Here is a 17,497-nt window from a genome sequence, read left to right as displayed (position 1 = left end):
TGCGATGCGCGCGATAATCGAGGAAAACGAGGCGGAGCTTGCCTCGCCAACCAGCCGCCCCGAGCAGGGGGGCGAGGGGGAACCACCATGACGACGACCATCCAGCGCAACGCACCCCGGCCCATTGAGACGAAGGCCGCGGAGCCCGCCGCGCCCCAGGCCCCGGCGCGGCCAGTCGCCCAGAACAACGTGGTGCGTCCCGGAACGGGGACGGACGGGTTCCAGCCTGCGGCGGGGACTCAGGTGACGGCGAACCGCCTTGGCGCGACGCCCGCGGGGGCGGAGGAGGTGCGGACGACGAGCGCGACCCCGGTGGCGCCCGCGGCGCTGTCGCCCACGGAGCTGCGTTCGGCGCAGCAGGCCATCGCGAACTCCAGCGACGGCCGGGACGCCACCGCCGTGTCCGAGTGGCTGAGGAACAACCCGGACCCGGCCAAGCAGGCGGCGTTCATGGACATGATGTTCCAGTACGGCCCCGTGGCGGGCGGCATCCTGGACAGCGTGCAGCGGCTGCCGGAGGCGGACCGCACGCGGCTGTCCCAGGCGCTGGACAACGCCTACCGCTCCGGCGCGGTGTCTCCCCAGGAGCTGTCGGCGGCGGTGGCCACGTCCGGCCGCGGTGCGCTGCCCGGGGCGACGCACGAGGGGCTGGCGGGCATCATCGCCGGCACGGGCAACCCGGACCTCATCGAGACGTATGCGAAGGCGGAGATGGCCATCGTCCGCGCGAGCGGCGGGGATGATCAGCAGCGCAGCGCGGCGGTGGCCACGGCGCTGGGGGGCATGCCGCCGGACCGCCTCCAGTCGTTCCTGGCGGCGAACCGGGAGGGCATGGCGGATGTCATCAAGAACATCAACGCCTCCGGCCCGGACGCGAGCTCCTCCCCCGCGCTGGGGCGCCTGCTGGACGCCGCCGGCCGCATCAACCCGCCCACGGCGGAGTCGGTGCAGGTGTTCACGGACTCCATCGACAAGCTGGGGGAGAACCGCGAGTCGCGCGCCGCCGCCGCCCGCTTCTTCACCCAGCATGGTGACGCGGTGCTGTCGTCGCTGCAGGACAGCTCGGGCTCCCTGGGGCTGGATGGCCAGAAGAAGATGTCCGAGTTCTTCGCCCGGACGCTCTTCTCGCCTCCGCAGGACTTCGCGGGCAGCGACGCGTTCCGCCAGAACGTCATGCAGCGCCTGGAGACGATGAACACCGGGCTCGCGCAGCACGCCAACGAGAACCCGCCCTCGCAGGACGCGAAGCGCAGCGCGCGCCTCATGGGCAGCCTGGTGGGCTCGCTGGAGGGTGGCTTCCAGGTGTCCCTGGACGAGCTGGGCAAGCGCAACGAGGCCGTGAAGGGCATGGTGGATCTGCTCTTCTCCGCCAAGGGGCTCCTGCCCAACCTGCCCATCCCTGGCGCGGGCAAGCTCAAGGACCTGACCGTTGATCAGCTCCAGCGCTGGGTGACGTCCAGCCTCCAGGAGCGGGCCCAGCAGCCCTCGCAGGCCATCCCGTTCCACCGCACCTTCGGTGAACAGATCGCCAACCCGGACCTGCGCACCGACTATGATGCCGCCCGCGGCGACGCCTTCCTCAACCGCCAGCGCGGTCTGAGCCGGTAGCAGCGCGGTTGCTCCGGGGGGCGTGAAGGGGAGGGGGCCGAGCGCCTCCTCCTCATGCACTGGAGAAACGCATGTGGCTCAAGTGGTCGAGCGGCGTCGGTGTGGCGGGCTCCTTGCTCCTGGGCTTTGCCCTCAACGGGGTCCTCAGCCTCGGTACGGCCGCCTCGGCGCCCCGTGCCGCTCCCCAGCGCTTCGTTCCGGTGTCCCGGCTGGGAGCTGAAGCCCGGGATGCAAGGGACTTCCCAGCGGGGCTGCAAGTGGAGGCCCGGGTCGAGGACAGTCGCGGCCAGGTGGTGCCCAGAGGGTTTGCTTCCTTCGTCCTGCCCCTCGTGGGCTGGTGTGGCAGCGAGCCGAGGCGCCTCGGGCGGGTGGCCTTCACGGGCGGTCAGCTTCGGATGTCGCTGCCGGGCCCTCAGCGGATTCACGTCGTCGCCGAGGACGGGCGTGCTGCCCGGGTGTCGGTCGAGAAGGGCGTCGGTTCGAAGGTGACGTTGACGGTGGTGCTGCCAGACCATCCCTCCGCGCCGGTTCGGCCCGGGAAAGCCTTGCCTTGGGCCCTGCCCGAGCGGCCTCCCTACCGGGTCGCGATCCTCGCGATGCCAGGAACTTCCCGTGCGGAGCACCCGCAGCCGGTGCCTCCCGAGTTGGTAGCAGTCCTGGATGAACAACTGAGGGACGCGGGCTTCGTGACGCAGACGGTCCCTACCACTTCGGCAAGCACCGAGGCGGTCAGGGAATGCCATCGTGGGCGTGGGCGCGACTTCGACGCATGTGCTCAACGGGCCTTGCAGAGCATTTCCGCCGAATCCGTCATCGTCCTCGCCAATGGTGCCTTGGGACGGGTGACGTATTCGGAGGTGGAACTGGCCGCTACGTCGCATCGCATCTGGGGCGACTTCCAGATGGAGAGGGACCTGGTGGCGCAGGGCAGGCAGGTCGCTCGGTGGCTGGTGGATACTCACCTGTGGGAGGGCCGGTGGGGGGCCACCCGTCAGGGGCCGCCTCGGGATGCGTGCGAGTACCTCGCCGGTGCGCGTTTCGAGAGAGTCGATTCTTCCGGTGACGGCAGCAGCGTCATCGACTTCCCGGCCGGTTCTCCCAAGTCATTTCGTCTGAGGGGCGAACGCAGCGACAACGATCCGCTGGACTGTGACGGTTGGCAGCTCGTTTCGCGTCAGGGCCACTCCGGGCCTCCGCGCCTGCTCGGAACGGTGGATCCCCTGACAGGACGCCTCACCCTCGATAGAACGGAATACGTCCGGGCGGGAGTCGTCAGACCTGCTCAGGAGTAGCACGAAGAAGGAGTCCAGCACGCATGCGCATCGCAATGAGTGGCACGCACCGCGTGGGCAAGTCGACGCTCATTGAAGACCTGGGGGAAGAGCTCTCGGAGTATCGGGTCGTCGACGAGCCGTACCACCTGCTCGAAGAGGAGGGGTACGAGTTCGCGTCTCCACCGTGTCTGGAGGACTTCCTCGAACAGCTCCGTCGCTCCCTGGCGCTGTTCGAAGAAGAAGACACGCGAAGCGTCCTGTTTGATCGCTGCCCCCTCGACTTCCTCGGGTACCTGCTGACGCACGAGGACTCCGATGCGTTCGACGTCGAGGAGTGGCTGACGCGGATCCGTTCCACCCTCAAGACCCTGGACTTCGTCGTCTTCGTCCCCATCGAGGAGCGCGATCGCATCCGCCTCCCCGCGCACGAAGACTCGAATCTGCGCAGGGAGGTGGACGAGAAGCTCGCCTGGCTATTGCTCGACGACCCGTATGACCTGGGAGTGGAGGTCCTCTCCGTCCACGGGGCTGGTGCCTCGCGGGTCTCCCAGGTCATCGAACGCCTCAAGCGAGGCTGACGCCGTCTGGACTACCGGGCGGCGACCTGGTCCGCGGTGAGGCAGGGCTCCACCCGCTCAGGGACCACCAGGAAGGGCTCGCGGTCCAGCGTGCGGGACGTGCCCAGCGCGCTGTCGCCAATGGTGCCGCCGCCGTCGAACATCAGCACCGACCAGTCGTTCTGCGACGCGGGGAACACCGTGGCGCTGCTGCCGTCGCGGTTGAGATCCCGGGCGTAGGTGGCCGTCTGGATGGTGCCGTTGGCGTTCATGTCCAGGTTGGCGCTCGCGGTGCCAGCAACCTGGACGTTGACGAAGCGCAGCCCGCCAATCTTCGCCAGGTCTGCCTCCGTGGTGGGGGCCACGGGCGTGAACGCGGCGACCTCGTTGATGGTCGCCTCGCTGAAGGACGCCACTCGCACGCGCGAATAGTCGAACACGTTCGCCGCGCCGCTGATGGTGAAGCCATACACCTGATACTCGTAGTTCATGATGCTCAGGTAGTTGGGCTTGTAGTTGGCGTTGTCCGTGCCGCCGTGGCGCAGGCCGATGTTGTGCCCCAGCTCATGCATGATGGTGCCGGCCTGCTGCAGCTCCGTGCCGCCCGGCGTGGACCAGCCGCCCAGCGTCACCACGAAGTCGTGGGCCGGGATGCCTCGCGAGATGCCGCTGGAGGTGCCTCCGCTGTAGGTGTTGGCGAACAGCATGTAGTGGAAGAACGGTGCGCGGGCGGCGGCGAAGTACTTCGCCTTGATCTTGTCGAAGTCCGTCCACACCGGGTTCAGGTCCGTGTCCGCGTCCGCGGCCGCGATCTGCTGGTCCAGCGCCAGGTGCAGCGTGATGCCCGTACTGCCGTCCGGGTTGGACACGGGCGCGTTGGCGAACGCGGTGATGACCCGATTGAGCGCGCCCTGCGTGGGCTGGCGGTTGGCGTAGTAGTCCGCCTCGATGAAGATGTCCTTGCGGCGTGCGTTGGCACCCAGCGCCGGCAGGTTCACGCCGCCGGAGCCGAACAGCTCCGCGTAATCGCTCAGACGGTCGCCGTCCGTATCGGTGCTCTGAGGGTTGGTGCCGTACTGCGCCTCCACCTTGTCGCAGACGCCGTCTCCATCCGTGTCCACGTCGGAAGCCAGGCACCCGGGCGCGGCCTGCGCGACCACGCCCTGGGCCATCGCTGCCTCCGTTGGCTCCTCCAAGCCTTCACCTCCACCACACCCGTTCACTCCCAGCAGGACCACGGATGCCGTCAGCCAGCGCTTCTGGAGCATGGACATAGCCTTCCCTTGGGGGGCATGGACCGGCGTCAAGCCAGCCCGAACCGCCTTGGGGTATTTACTAGATATTCTTCTTTTACGTCTATGTCCTGATGTCCGGTGCTGAAGCCTGGAGCTTTCTCTTCGGAGCGGACTCGCGGAGCGCCGTCACGCTTCCGTCACGCCACCGGGACTATCCAGGGGGCCTGCCAGGCCGGAGGCAGGAAACATCGCTCCTCTCCACTCCCGGAACGTCCATGCCCCTGAGACGACGACTTCCTGTCGCGCATCGCGCGCGCATTCCCTTTCTTCCTTCCCCCGGAGCCTCACGTGGACGCAGATGGCGAGCTTCTCTCCTCGTGGGCGCGCTCGCGTCCCTTCCGCTGCTCCACTGTGCTCCCGCCCCCGCGAGCCCGCACCCGGTCGCGGCCCAGGCGGCCTCGCTGGGCCTTCCGTCCGATACGGTCCTGGCGACGGAGACGGTGAACGGGTTGGCCGTGGGGACACTCCCTGGACAGGGGCTGGTCCGCCATAGCGGCACGGCGGCCTACTCCATCCCGTTGTGGGTGCCGGACGGCCGCGCGGGCATTCAGCCCGGCCTGGCGCTCCAGTACGACAGCGGCGTGGGCAACGGGGAACTGGGCGTCGGCTGGTCGCTGTCGGGCCTGTCGCGCATCACCCGCTGCCGCCGGACCACCCTCCACGAGGGCGCGGACCGGGAGACCCGGTTCGACAACGGCGACGCGGGCGACCGCTTCTGCCTGGATGGTCAGCGGCTGGTGCTGACGGGCGGGCCCACGGGGACCGCCAGCCCCTACGGCGGCCATCAGTCCGAGTACCGCACCGAGCAGGATGCCCACATCAAGGTCGTGTCCTTCAGCCCCGACGCGCGGGGTCCCACGTCCTTCAAGGTCTTCCTGAAGGACGGCCGCATCCTGACGATGGGCGGGGGCGTCAACGCCTCGCTGGAGGGCCCGCGCGCGAGCGTGACGCTGAGCTACCAGAGCCCCTCCGTGCCGCGCTTCTACACGACGGACTACAGCCAGCAGGTCCGCTGGGCGTGGGGCGTCTCGCGAGTGGAGGACCGCTCCGGGAACTACCTCCGGGTGGACTACCGCCTCCAATCCCACCCGAGCGATCCCTTCGCCATCGAGCAGCTCCCGGACCGCATCGACTACACGGCCTCCACGGCGGATCCGCAGGGCACGACGACGCGGTCGGTCCGGTTCCAGTACGAGGCGCGGCCCGACCCGAGCGACGCCTTCGTCGGCGGGCTCAAGCAGAAGCACACCCAGCGGCTGAAGCGCATCGAGATGTGGGGCCCGAACCCGGCGACGACGGGCCTGCTGCGCTCCTACACCCTGACCTATGGCCTGGCCACGCTCAGCCAGCGAAGCCGGCTGGACGCGGTGCAGGAGTGTGATGGCGCGGGCGTCTGTCTGCCTCGCACGCGCTTCACCTGGACCCCGGGGGACGCGACCTTCACGGAGATCGACACGAACATCGCCCACAGCGAGGGCCACCTGCTCACGGGCGACATCAACGGAGACGGGCGCGACGACCTCATCCAGGGCGCGTCGTTCTTCTTCCTGAGTACGGGGACCGGCATCGACGCCACGCCCCGCACCGTGAAGTACTACGACAGCCTTTGCCCCGACGGAGAGGAGCGGTACCTGGACATCGACGGGGATGACCGGCTGGAGCTGGTCATCACCGGGAAGAAGTTGTCATCGCTCGGCGGCTATCAGTACCGGAACTGCCTCTACCGTCCCACGGCCTCCGGTTCCCCCACGGCGTTCGAGTTCGTCGACGACCCGCAGGAGCCCTGGGTTCACCAGGCCCGTGGCCTGTACGTGCTCGACCTGAACGGCGACGGCTTCGCGGAGTGGGTTCGGGGCGTGGGTGTCTACGGGCAGGGTGGCACGCCGGGGCAGACGCTGGGCTACCGGTTGAACAACGCGGGCACGCTCGCCAGCTACGTGACGACGACGCCGCGGCACGAGAACAACGTCCGGGGTTACGCCGTGGACGTGAACGGCAGCGGGAAGTCGAGCCTGCTGCTCCGCTCCACGGGCGTGGGCTTCCAGGCGTACGGGCTGGAAGGCACGACGAACACCGTGGTGACGCAGCCGCTGTCGCTCGCCCAGGACGACGGCAAGCAGTACTACTTCGCGGACGTCACGGGCGACGGCCTGATGGACGCCGTGGCCGCGCAGGTGGGGCAGGGGCAGCTGCGCGTCGCGGTGAACACGGGACATGGCTTCGCCGAACCGGTGGCCTGGAACGTGGGCGCCCAGAACCACACGGTGGGGACGCTCAACCTGGATGACTCGGGCGTCCGGGTCGTGGACTACAACGGCGATGGCCGGCATGACCTGCTGCTGATGGGCGGGAGCTCGGATCCGCTGGCGCCCACGCTGCCGCGAAAGGTCACCGTGCTCGTGTCGACGGGCACGGGCTTCACGCAAGTCCGGCTGCCGTTCACGGTGGGCAGTCAGTTCCCCGGCACCGCCACCGAGCCCGCGGGTTGGGACTGGTCCAACGTGCTGGACGTGAACGGCGACGGACAGCTGGACTTCGTCCAGGTCGTCAACGGCACCCTCCACGTCTACGTGCGCCAGGGAACGCCCGGCGACCTGCTCACGCGCGTGGATGACGGCCTGGATGCGTTCGAGCGCTTCGAGTACGCGCCGCTGTCGGACGCCAGCGTCTACACTCCGGCGCAGAGCTGCGCATATCCCACGCGGTGCGCACGCACGGGGCTGTGGCTGGTGCGGCTCCACGAACAGGACTCGGGGCTCACCCAGCCTCGCGCCATGAAGTTCACCTACCAGGATGGCCGCTTTGACCGGAAGGGACGCGGCTGGCTGGGGTTCGCCCGGCGCGTCGAGCAGGATCTGCTCCGCCTGTCGACCCGCACCGCGACGTACGACAACGTCACGCGCGAGGGCACGTTCTACGTGAAGGCCGGGCTCCCGCTGGAGCTGCGGACCGTGATCCCCCTGGAGGACGGCGGCACCTACGAAGTGGTGACCTCCAGCACCTACAAGGCGGACTCCCGTCACGGCGGCAAGGTGCTGGACGTGTACCCGGAGACGCTGGCCTGGCAGGAGAAGGAGGGCGGCTATCTGCTGTTCCAGGGCCAGAAGACGCGGGCCCAGGATGCCTACGGCAACGTGACGCGCCTGGAGGAGCTCACGGACGAAGTCGTCAGCGGTGCCGCCAGTGGGAACCGCTACCGGATGCTCACGACCGCGCAGTTCGACACCTCCGAGTCGGACTGGCTCATCAGCCAGCAGCGGCGGCTCAGCCAGACCGACACCGTCCTGGACGGAGGGACGCGGACGCGGGTCGTCGAGCACGACTACTCCCCGGCAACGGGGCTGCTCCATCGGACGCGGGTGGAACCGACGGCGCCCGCGGGCGTCGTCGACGGTGGTTCGGAGATGCTGCTCACGACGACGTACGAGCGGGACGCGGGCTTCGGGCTCGTCTCCGCCGTGGTGTCGGAGGGCTCGGGCCAGGTCCGCACCGAGCGCATCGCCTACGACGACCTCGACCAGACGTACCCGAAGACGTTCACCAACGCGCTGGGGCACACGCAGGAGGTCGCCCGTCATCCGGGGCTCGGGGTGGTGGGGGCCGTGCAGGATCCGAACGGGGTCCAGGTGAAGTACCGGTATGACGGGCTGGGCCGGCTGCGCTTCGAGGACTCGCCCGACTCCGCGGACGTGACGTACAGCCACCTGGCGGATGCGACAGGCCGGCCGAAGGTCTCCGCTTCCGTGAAGACGGGGCCCACCACGTCGCGGAGCGCGGAGCTCACCTACGACCGGCTGGGGCGGGAGGTGCTCCGCCGCTGGCAGGGATTCGACGGGGCGTATGTCGTCATGGAGCAGGTCTACGACGCGAAGGGGCGCCCGGTGTCGCGGGCCCTGCCGCACCTGGAGTCCGCGCCCGCGGCGTCGTTCACCAGCACGTACGACAACCTGGATCGTCCGCTGCGGGAGCAGCACCCGGACGGCACGTTCAAGGAGCGCAGGTTCTCTGGCCGCTACGTCACCAGCTTCGATGAGAAGCGGAACACCACGGTCCTCCAGTTCGACGACCTGAAGCGCGTGAGCGGCAGCGCCGACTTCGAGTTGGAGGGCGGCGGGCCCGGTGTCTACACGTATTACACCTACGGCCCCTTTGGAGTGACGACGGGCGTCCGGCAGCCTGGCGGCGTGAACATCACGTCCTTCGAATACGACGTGCGCGGACGCCGGATCCGCATGGTTGATCCGGACGCGGGCGATCGCCGGTTCAACTTCAACGCGTTCGGGGAGCTGAAGGACACGCGTGACGCGATGAGCGCGCTGACCACGTACACGCGAGATGCCCTGGGACGGATTACCCAGGTGGACAAGTCCGACGGCCGCTCCAACTTCACCTGGGACACCGCGCTCCATGGCATCGGCAAGGTGGCGGTAAGCACCAACGCCAGCCATTACGCGGTGGTCCGGATGGAGACGACCTTCGACGCGCTGTCCCGGCCGAAGCAGACCTCGTGGATCGCCAACAACCTGGGCTTCCTCGCGGACATCGACCGGTCCTACGACGCCTATGGCCGACTCCAGACCCTGACCTATCCCGCCGTGACAGGCAGGGCACGGCTCCAGGTGGAGCGCCTGTACAACGACCGTGGCTACCTCCGCGCGGTGCAGGACCCGGCCAACCAGCATGTCTACTGGGAGGCTCAGGCCTACAACGCCCATGGCCAGCTCACGGCCGAGCGGATGGGCAACACCGCGGAGACGGTTCGACAGTACGACCTTGACGGGAAGGTCCGCTCCATCCGGACCACCCTGGGACTGACGACACTCCAGGACCTGGCCTACACGTACGAGTCCAACGGCAACCTGTCCCAACGCGAGGATCTGTTGGCCCAGACGGTGGAGAACTTCACCTACGACCGGTTGGATCGACTGACGACCTGGAAGGTGGCGCAGGGCGGGAGCCTGTCCGAGCTGCGCTACCACCATGCACCGAACGGCAACCTCCTGGACCGGACGGTGGTGTCCGGCCCGGGCTCCACGGTGACGTATGGGTATGGCGCGGGAGCCGGCCCGCACGCCGTGACGAGCATGACCCAGGGAGGCGTGACATCGTCGTACAGCTACGACGCCAACGGCCGGCAGCTCACGGGGGCGGGGCGGCAGGTGTCCTATACGTCGTTCGACCTTCCTTCCACCCTCACCGTGGGTGGCCAGCCGACGCTGTATTTCTACGACGCGAACCGGCGGCGGGTGGGCAGGTCCACGCAGGGCAGCACGACGGATCAGACGCTGTACGCGGGCGAGGTCTACGAGCAGCGGCGGAAGAGCTCCACCGTCGAACACGTCTTCAAGATCCACGGCGCGGACCGGCAGGTGGCGCAGGTGGTCTGGACGCAGAGTGGCGGCACCTTCCAGCCGGACCGGGAGCTGTTCCTGCATGTGGACCCGTTGGGCTCCACGGAGACCGTCACCAACGCGCAGGGGGCCGTGGAGGAGCGGATGAAGTTCGATCCCTTCGGGAGCCGCCGCTCACCGACGTCGCTCACCACGCCCATCTCGCCGCCCTTGGGTGCCGTGCACCTGGGCTTCACGGGACACGAGCCGGACGCGGAGTCGGGGCTCATCAACATGAAGGGGCGCATGTATGACCCCGTGTTGGGCCGGTTCCTCAGCGCGGATCCGCACGTCACGTATCCGCACTTCGGGCAGTCGTACAACCGGTACAGCTATGTCTTGAACAACCCGCTCGCGTTCGTGGATCCGACAGGGTTGGACTCGACCGGACCGGGGGATGGTCCCTCGGGCGGAGGAGATGGCTCGTCAGGCCCCGGTTCGTCCTCGGGAGGCGGGAGCTATTCGAGCGGCGGCCCGACCTATGGGCCGCAAAGCGATGGCTCCCGTGGTTGGGGAGAGACGTCAACCGTCACGGGGCCCAGCACCAGCTGCGGAGGGTGTGGGCGCGGGAGGGGCGCCGAGGCCGATTCGGATCCGACCGGCAAGGAGAGCACCCGCGACGACAGCGGGGTGAACATGTCCGTGGAGCTCACGCCCGAGGAGGCCTGGCTGTTGAATGGGAGCGGGGGACCGATCCTCTCGGTGACCGCGAATCCTCGGGGGCCCACCCCGCCAGCGTTCCAGCCGGACGTGACCATGACGCAGTCCGAGCGGGTGGAGAGCTGGGCCTGGGCGTTCGAGATTGCCTTCTCCTGGGCAACAGGCACGGGGGCCCGGGAGCTTCATTTCGACGCGGACTCCGTTCCCGTGAAGGCCATGCGCTCCAGCATGTCCTATGTCAGCGCCCGCAATGAATGGATGGAGGCCGTGGACATGGCGGGAGGCAAGTATCATCCCATGCGGGTCCAGGGCTCCAACGACAGCCATGGTGTGTTCGCGTTCGTCATTGGCCACTACCGCGCGACCTTCAGCCCGAACCCGGACGGGAAGACGATGACGGTCACGCTCTTCAACAGGTCTTCGTGGACGTCCTACCTGCACAAGACCTTCAGTGGAGCCTTCGAACCGCCGAACGAGGCGCCGAGCTGGGATCGCAGTGAAAGCGAAGGCACCAACTGGAGCATCGAAGGGTATGAGGTCTGGGGGATGCCCTTCTCCAACGTCTACCAGGTGTTCTCCTGGCAGGAGTCACTGCCACAGATGGGTGAGCTCCCGCAGTAGAGCCAACCGCTGGACTGAGCCTCTGTTGAGGTCCAGACGCCACCGCCGGGCCCCCGTGACGGGGACCCGGCGGTCGTGTCAGCCCGGGCAGGAGCGTCAGGAGGGGCTGCGCGTGGCCGGGCTCCTGATCCGGGACCGTGAGGGGTGGGTGGTGAGCCGACAGGCATTCGAGCAGGAGCAGGTCGTGCAAGCACAGACCCTGCGCTCCCGACTTGAACTCAAGGGACGGGACGGCAGTCCCTTGCCGCCGGGGGAATACACGGTGGAAGCGCTGCTCTTCAGCGAGCCGGAGGGAGAGCCGACCGTGGTTCAGGCCCGGTTCCGGCTCGCCTCTTGTGCGTTCTATTGAAATCAGAGGTCGCGGCCCGGCAGCTGTCCCACCGCGGGCAGGAAGCCCAGGTCCCGGACGTGGACGAACCCGGCCGGGGCCTGCGTGGACGTGGCGAAGACGCCCACCAGTTGCGCGTGCTTCCACAGCTTCAGCGGCCGCCGCTGCCCCGGGCTGTCGCTGTCCACGGAGCTGTACAGGAAGCCCTCGATGCCCTGGTCCCCGTTCACCATCTTGAGCGAGTAGCCGGAGGCGCCGTCACAGGTGGACGTGTCTGTCAGCAGGTAGCGCCCATGGCTGTTGGCGCAGCGGTACAGCGGCTTGATGAGGGTCCCCATGCGCTTGCGGATGTTCGCGGGCAGCTTCGGGGTGAGCAGGGGCCCCTCCATGCGCAGCGCGCCGAACGACGACGCATCCGCCACCCCGTTGCCATCCAGGTCCGGGGAGTATCCGGACACGTCCTCGCCACCGGGATGCTCCTGGAGGTCCACCGTCACCGCGGTCGTCGTCACGTAGCCCGTCTCCCCGCTCTTGAAGCCCACCAGCGCCCGGTCGATGAAGAGCGAGTAGGACACGAGCATCGTGGCCGTGCCCATGTTCGCCACGTTGAACTCCTCGCAGGACCGCAGCATCCGGCTGGGCTGCATGACCGCGCGGTTCACGCACGTGGCCTCCAGTGACAGCGTGTCCCAGCGCGCCTTGCCCAGACACAGGGGGCGGACCTCGCCGCAATCGCTCATCTCCCAGATGGCTTCCAGCGCGTAGCCCTCGGTGCCCACCGTCTTGGGCAGGCGTCCGCCGGGGCTCATCGCCACCGCGGCCTGCGGCCCCCGGAAGGAGATGGGCGTCCCGTCCAGCGTGTTGCTGCGGCCCTCGCCGCAGTAGTCCGCCCGGGCCATGCGTGTGCACAGCTGGTGGTACGCGAGCGCCTGGCCCTCCGGGTACTCCGTGGCCCAGGGCGGATATCCCCAGTCGATGCACTTGGCGATGACGCCGCCTCCCACGAAGAACGGTTGGGACGCGGAGCCCTCGTTCTTTGGCGCGCACGCGAAGGTGAAGTAGTCCGGGTTGCGGATCAGGTCGCCGCCCGCGGACCAGGCGTGGGGCACGGGAATCGCGAAGCCGCTGCCGGTGGGACACAGCGGCTCGGGCCGCTTGTCCTCCGTGGACGCCGTCACGCGGTACTCCCAGCGCGCCTTGCCCGCGTAGAGGTTTTCCGGAGTGCATTCCGCCGTGGGCGGCGTGATGTCCTCGTGACAGCGGGCCTCCGCGATGACGAGCTTCACCGTGCGGCCCTCGAACGGCGCCTGGAATGTCGTGTTCACCAGCGAGTGTCCCTCCAGGAACCGCGCCGCCACGGGAGGATTTCCGCCCGAGCAGCCCTGCGCCGTGATGACCCGGCCGTTCAACGTCAACGCCTTGGCCGGCGCGCACGTCACGCCAGCGGGGGGCTCTGGCACCTCCACGGTCGCCAGCGGGATGTTGATGGATTCGAAGCGCCCCGTGCCGTGCAGCTGCGTGCCCTGCGCGCTGTTGCTGGGCGGCGGCTCCGCGCTCGCGCCCGCCGCCGTCAACATCACCGCGCCCAACAACGCGCACCTCCAGGTCTTCACCATGTGTCCGTCGCTCCCCGTGTTCAGGCGGCTTCACGGAGGCGCCCCAACGCGTCCCCCGCAATCACATGAACGCTGGAGCTGTCGGAAATTCGCGCTGGAAACAGGGTTTCGTGGAGGTGTGCAAGCCTTGCCGTGCATGCAAGGTTTGCACGGTCGCGCGCGCGTCCGGATGTGCAAACATTGCACATCCGGAAGGTGCTCACTTCAGCAGGGGTTGCCTTCGAAGACCTCCGCGCCCGCGCGCACGCGGATCCGGGTCGAGCCGTTCTGCGTCGCGATGCCGGTCACCCGCACCTTGGTGTAGACCGAGCCCGAGCTGTCGGGGACGTAGAAGCGCAGCTTGCAGGAGCCCGGAAGCCCGAAGATCGGCGGGGTCCAGACGCCCGAGCCGCTCACCGTGCCAATCGATTGCCACGTGGTGCTGACGATTCCCCATGCGTCTCCGGAAACGAAGAGGGCGTTACAGGCGGACTGGGTGGTGGGCGCCGTCGCCGGGACGGCCTCCACGTAGGCGCGGGACGGCCTGCCCCCGATGTTCGTCACGTCGACCACGAAGCGGTCCGTGCACGAAGGCTGCCCGTACGTGGCGTCATTCGACGTCGCGTAGACAGGGACGTAGCCCGTCTTGCGGCAGTTCCAGACATAGGGAACCGTCGCGCCGTCCGGCTGCGCCAGCACGGTGCTGCTGGTCAGGCACGGGAGGACCGGGGGGAGGGTGATGCCCAGCGCCTCGCTGGTGCCGCCAACCTCCGCCTCCTGCCCTGGCAACGGGGTCTCTTCCTCCAGCGGACCGCCACAGGCGGTGACGAGCGAGGCGGTGACCAGGAGAGCGGCGGACGAGGTGAAGCGCATGGGACGACTCCGGAAGGGGCGAGGAAGAACAACGGTGTGTTGCGCCCCGTGCTGTTACGTCCCGTGCCGCGCATATTCCCCCACCATTTCCACGGCCTTTTCAGGCCCAGGGCGTGAAGGGGCCACGCACCTTCCAGACGGGGGTTCCAGTTCCAATGCCAAACACTCCGTGGAATCAAAACAGCACGGCAAGGCACTCCGGGCCGGGAGTCGGGTGGTATCTTCCGTGCCCATGGACCTGCGAATCGTGCTCGGCGTCGCATTGATGCTGGTGTCGCCCGCTTGGGGCTAGCCCGCGGTCTCCCCGGGCCCTGACTTCCAGGCCCGGATGTCCGCCGCGTCCCGGGCCTACGAGGATCTCGACTACGAGCACTCGATCGAGCAGCTCGACGCGGCGAAGGCGGTGGCGCGCGACGGCGGGGAGCAGGGCCGGGTGGCCATCCTCCGGGGCATCGTGCTCGCGGACCTGGGGCGCCGTCAGGAGTCGCTGTCCGCCTTCAAGGAAGGGCTGTCGCTGGTGCCCGACGCGAGCCTTCCGGTGAAGGTGTCCCCCAAGGTGTCACGTGACTTCGAGGAGGTGCGCCGGAACGTGCAGCGTGAGCTGGTGCGCAGCCCCCGGCCACCTCCGGACGCACCGGTCGCGATAGCGGATGTGCGGCCCGAACCCGCTCCGTCGCCCGGTCTCGTGCCAGCACCGGCGCAGGAGGAGGTGCGCCGCACGCCGGTGCTTCCGCTGGCGTTGCTGGGCGGTGGCGTGGTGCTCGGAGGCATTGGTAGCTACGTGGGCCTCCAGTCGCGGAGCAACGTGAACGCCGCGCGCGATGATGAGTTCTACAGCGACCGGACCGCGCACCTGGACAGCGCGCGGGGACAGGCGCTCGCGGCCAACATCCTGCTGGGCGCGGCCGTCACCGCCGCGGCTGGAGCCGCCGTCACCTGGCTTCTCACGGGCGATTCGCCGTCGCCGCGGACGGAGGTCTCTCCATGAAGCGCGCCGTGGCCGTGGGACTCGGGTTGCTCTGCATCACCTGCACGGTGCCGGACATCGAGGAACTCGAAGCGGAGCGCCCCAGCGGATGCGACGCGAGCCATCCCTGCCATGTCCAGGTGCGGATGACCTTCGACGGCTTCCGTCCAGGCTGCGTCACGCTGCGAGTGGTGGACGCGGAGGATGGCTCCAGGACCTTCGAGCTGTCGGTGCCCGAGGGAGCGGGCGAGACAGGCTTCGTGCGTCGCACCGGGTGGAGCGACATGGTGAAGGTGACAGCCTCCGCCCGCGAGCGCTCGTGCGCGGGGCAGGAGGTGGCCACTGCATCCTCGCAGGTGGAGGTTCCGGAGGAGGACACCGCCAGCGTCGAGCTGACGTTGAGTGCTCGGGATGATGACGGGGATGGCTACGTGAGCACCGCCACCCGGGGGACGGACTGTGACGATCACTCCGTCTCCATCTCCCCGGGGGTGGAGGAGCGCTGCGACTTCCTGGACAACAACTGTGACGGCCGCCAGGACCCGGTGCCCGTCTGTGAAGGCGTCGACTGGAGGACGACCGAGCGCTTCCCTCTGGCGACCTTCCGGGACGTGGCGCCCCATGCGCGCGGTCAGGCTTGGCTCGTGAGCGACAACAACGACGTGCTCGCCCACGTTCGTCGGCAGGCCGATGATGGCTTTGACGTACAGCCATTCACCGACTGCCACGGAGCCTGGTCCACCGCGTGGGCGCGGCCGAGCGACGGGCGTGTGTTCATGGGCTCCTGGATGGGGCAGCTCGCCACGCGGTCGCTTGTCTCCGAGGAGCCCTGCACGCTGACGTCCTTTGACGGGGGAGGGGCGGCCATCCAGGACCTCGTGGGCTTCGAGGCGGACGGAGGCACGACGCTCTATGCGGTGAGCGAGACCGGGGACATCCTCCGCTGGGACTATCCGGCGGAGCCCCAGCGGGTGGAGCACGTGGACGCGGACCTGCGCTCCATCCACGGCCTCGACCCTCGAACGCTCATCACCGTGGGTACCAACGGCAAAGGGCCCGTCGCGTACCACGTCAACGCGGATGGAGGTCCGTGGTTGCGGGAGCCGCTGCCACAGTTGATCTCGGGGCAGGACGCCCTGCAGGCCGTGCACGTGGTGGCGCCGGGCCTGGCCTACGCGGGCGGAGCCCAGGGGCTGTTCCTGGAGCGTGCGGCGGGCACCTGGAGCACGAAGCCGACGTATCCCATCTACGCGGATGGCGGCGTCGCACCTGATTTGCTGGACGTGGTGTCCTTCGGACAGGGCGTCGTCTTCGCGCACCTGGACTCGGACGACCTCGTCCGCTTCGACGGAGTGGCGTGGCAGGACTTCCTCTTCGGCACCCAGGGCTTCACGACCCTGGAGGGGCTGTCGTCGGACGAGCTGTGGAGCGCCACCGAGGATGGGACCGGGTTCTACTGGGGACCCTAGATGGAGCCTGCCCGCAGCACCGTGCTCACGTACGAGAGGGACAGGCCCTGCCGATCCCCGGCCCGCCTTCCGAGGAGATGGACCTCCGTCGCGGAGGTGTTCCAACGGCTGTGCAGGGTGTACTCCCGGGTATCCCAGTAGGCGTCCTCGGCGGCCATCAGTGCCCGCTCGTTCATCTGCTCCAGGGATGAGGCGTCCGGGGGCCGCCGCTCCTGGACCGCCTGGATGGTTTCGGCGACGAAGGCGAGACCGGCGAGCGCACTCAACACGGCCCTCTGACGGGCGGCCTCCTCCGCCGAATCCCGGGTTTCATCCGGCTCGCCGAACTTCGTTTGGAGCATGCTCGCGACGCCGCGGTGGGCCTCGCGGAGATCTCCCTGGGGGCCAAGGTAGAGGGTCACCGCCGCGAGCTTCTCCTGGTCGAAGGAGAAGCGAATTGTCGCGGGCATCTCCCAGTGCTCCGACTGAAGTTCGAGTCCGCCGCCATCCACGATGACCGCCTCGGGGTAGCGAGCCCGCACCTCATCGGGGCTCATGCTCCAGCGGGTGTCCTCGAAGCCGGTCGCGGCGCCGCGGAGATTCCGCAGATGGGCCTCACGGATGGCTTCGCGCCGCTCCAGCCGCTGCGCGTGCTGTGAGTTCTCACAGCCGATGGCGAACAGACACAGCGGGAGGAGGGCGGCGAGCTTCCTGCGCATGGGGGGCCTCTCGGTGGATTGGCCTGCCTGACGTGGAGTCGGCCTGATTATTCACGCGAAATCGAATGTCGTGAAAAAATAGGTCAATCGACCTATATCCGTGGTGGGTCACGAAAGGGAGTCGCCATGGAGTCCGAGGGTCGTGTCGTGCTGGTGGGGGGC

Annotated in this window: 11 protein-coding genes; 7 read left to right on the top strand and 4 right to left on the bottom strand. The window is 68.4% G+C overall.

Annotation, left to right across the window (positions count from 1 at the left end; genetic code table 11):
- The first annotated feature begins 87 nt into the window (after positions 1 to 87).
- The 3 genes from D7Y11_RS23310 to D7Y11_RS23300 all read left to right on the top strand — a co-directional run bounded on the left by D7Y11_RS23310 (position 88) and on the right by D7Y11_RS23300 (position 3,460).
- Complete coding sequence (locus D7Y11_RS23310; RefSeq protein WP_120577776.1) at positions 88 to 1,608, top strand: hypothetical protein; 1,521 nt, start codon at positions 88 to 90, stop codon at positions 1,606 to 1,608.
- Positions 1,609 to 1,679: 71 nt separating this feature from the next.
- Complete coding sequence (locus D7Y11_RS23305) at positions 1,680 to 2,900, top strand: hypothetical protein (protein ID WP_126934827.1); 1,221 nt, start codon at positions 1,680 to 1,682, stop codon at positions 2,898 to 2,900.
- A 23-nt stretch (positions 2,901 to 2,923) separates the two neighbouring features.
- Positions 2,924 to 3,460: an AAA family ATPase gene (locus tag D7Y11_RS23300; RefSeq protein WP_121753593.1), complete on the top strand. Its 537-nt coding sequence runs from the start codon at positions 2,924 to 2,926 to the stop codon at positions 3,458 to 3,460.
- Between the two features lie 11 nt (positions 3,461 to 3,471).
- Here the strand turns inward: D7Y11_RS23300 and D7Y11_RS23295 are convergent, their stop codons facing one another.
- Complete coding sequence (locus D7Y11_RS23295) at positions 3,472 to 4,707, bottom strand: hypothetical protein (protein ID WP_233607371.1); 1,236 nt, start codon at positions 4,705 to 4,707, stop codon at positions 3,472 to 3,474.
- A gap of 344 nt (positions 4,708 to 5,051) precedes the next feature.
- Between D7Y11_RS23295 and D7Y11_RS23290 the strand changes: the two genes are divergently transcribed.
- Together D7Y11_RS23290 and D7Y11_RS23285 are read left to right on the top strand one after the other, a co-directional pair.
- A complete protein-coding gene (locus D7Y11_RS23290) occupies positions 5,052 to 11,405 on the top strand; it encodes an FG-GAP-like repeat-containing protein (RefSeq protein ID WP_158641988.1) in 6,354 nt (2,117 codons plus the stop codon).
- A gap of 112 nt (positions 11,406 to 11,517) precedes the next feature.
- The gene (locus D7Y11_RS23285) at positions 11,518 to 11,754 is read left to right on the top strand and encodes a hypothetical protein (protein ID WP_126934824.1); all 237 of its coding nucleotides are present in this window, start codon (positions 11,518 to 11,520) and stop codon (positions 11,752 to 11,754) included.
- A gap of 2 nt (positions 11,755 to 11,756) precedes the next feature.
- On the opposite strand, the gene D7Y11_RS23280 is transcribed toward D7Y11_RS23285, so the two are convergent.
- Together D7Y11_RS23280 and D7Y11_RS23275 are read right to left on the bottom strand one after the other, a co-directional pair.
- The gene (locus D7Y11_RS23280) at positions 11,757 to 13,349 is read right to left on the bottom strand and encodes an ADYC domain-containing protein (RefSeq protein WP_126934823.1); all 1,593 of its coding nucleotides are present in this window, start codon (positions 13,347 to 13,349) and stop codon (positions 11,757 to 11,759) included.
- Between the two features lie 204 nt (positions 13,350 to 13,553).
- Complete coding sequence (locus D7Y11_RS23275; RefSeq protein WP_121753588.1) at positions 13,554 to 14,201, bottom strand: hypothetical protein; 648 nt, start codon at positions 14,199 to 14,201, stop codon at positions 13,554 to 13,556.
- Positions 14,202 to 14,529: 328 nt separating this feature from the next.
- Between D7Y11_RS23275 and D7Y11_RS23270 the strand changes: the two genes are divergently transcribed.
- Together D7Y11_RS23270 and D7Y11_RS23265 are read left to right on the top strand one after the other, a co-directional pair.
- Positions 14,530 to 15,189, top strand: a complete 660-nt coding sequence (locus D7Y11_RS23270; RefSeq protein WP_233607370.1) for a hypothetical protein — start codon at positions 14,530 to 14,532, stop codon at positions 15,187 to 15,189.
- Positions 15,186 to 16,637, top strand: a complete 1,452-nt coding sequence (locus D7Y11_RS23265) for a putative metal-binding motif-containing protein (RefSeq protein ID WP_126934822.1) — start codon at positions 15,186 to 15,188, stop codon at positions 16,635 to 16,637. Before D7Y11_RS23270 ends, D7Y11_RS23265 begins: the two co-directional genes overlap by 4 nt.
- Here the strand turns inward: D7Y11_RS23265 and D7Y11_RS23260 are convergent.
- Entirely contained in the window at positions 16,634 to 17,335 is a 702-nt protein-coding gene (locus tag D7Y11_RS23260; protein WP_126934821.1) for a hypothetical protein, read from the bottom strand. The two genes, D7Y11_RS23265 and D7Y11_RS23260, sit on opposite strands and share 4 nt — an antisense overlap.
- Positions 17,336 to 17,497 lie beyond the last annotated feature (162 nt).

The organism is Corallococcus sp. AB018, from assembly GCF_003986945.1.
Classification (GTDB): Bacteria; Myxococcota; Myxococcia; order Myxococcales; family Myxococcaceae; genus Corallococcus; species Corallococcus exiguus.
Note: the sequence above shows the minus strand (reverse complement) of the source record. Positions and strands in the feature narration are given on the sequence as shown.

Bases quoted from the DNA above. Each gene is read 5' to 3' on its own strand.
- D7Y11_RS23310 (WP_120577776.1), top strand. From the start codon at position 88: ATGACGACGACCATCCAGCGCAACGCACCCCGGCCCATTGAGACGAAG.
- D7Y11_RS23305 (WP_126934827.1), top strand. From the start codon at position 1,680: ATGTGGCTCAAGTGGTCGAGCGGCGTCGGTGTGGCGGGCTCCTTGCTC.
- D7Y11_RS23300 (WP_121753593.1), top strand. From the start codon at position 2,924: ATGCGCATCGCAATGAGTGGCACGCACCGCGTGGGCAAGTCGACGCTC.
- D7Y11_RS23295 (WP_233607371.1), bottom strand. From the start codon at position 4,707: ATGCTCCAGAAGCGCTGGCTGACGGCATCCGTGGTCCTGCTGGGAGTG.
- D7Y11_RS23280 (WP_126934823.1), bottom strand. From the start codon at position 13,349: ATGGTGAAGACCTGGAGGTGCGCGTTGTTGGGCGCGGTGATGTTGACG.
- D7Y11_RS23275 (WP_121753588.1), bottom strand. From the start codon at position 14,201: ATGCGCTTCACCTCGTCCGCCGCTCTCCTGGTCACCGCCTCGCTCGTC.
- D7Y11_RS23270 (WP_233607370.1), top strand. From the start codon at position 14,530: ATGTCCGCCGCGTCCCGGGCCTACGAGGATCTCGACTACGAGCACTCG.
- D7Y11_RS23265 (WP_126934822.1), top strand. From the start codon at position 15,186: ATGAAGCGCGCCGTGGCCGTGGGACTCGGGTTGCTCTGCATCACCTGC.
- D7Y11_RS23260 (WP_126934821.1), bottom strand. From the start codon at position 17,335: ATGCGCAGGAAGCTCGCCGCCCTCCTCCCGCTGTGTCTGTTCGCCATC.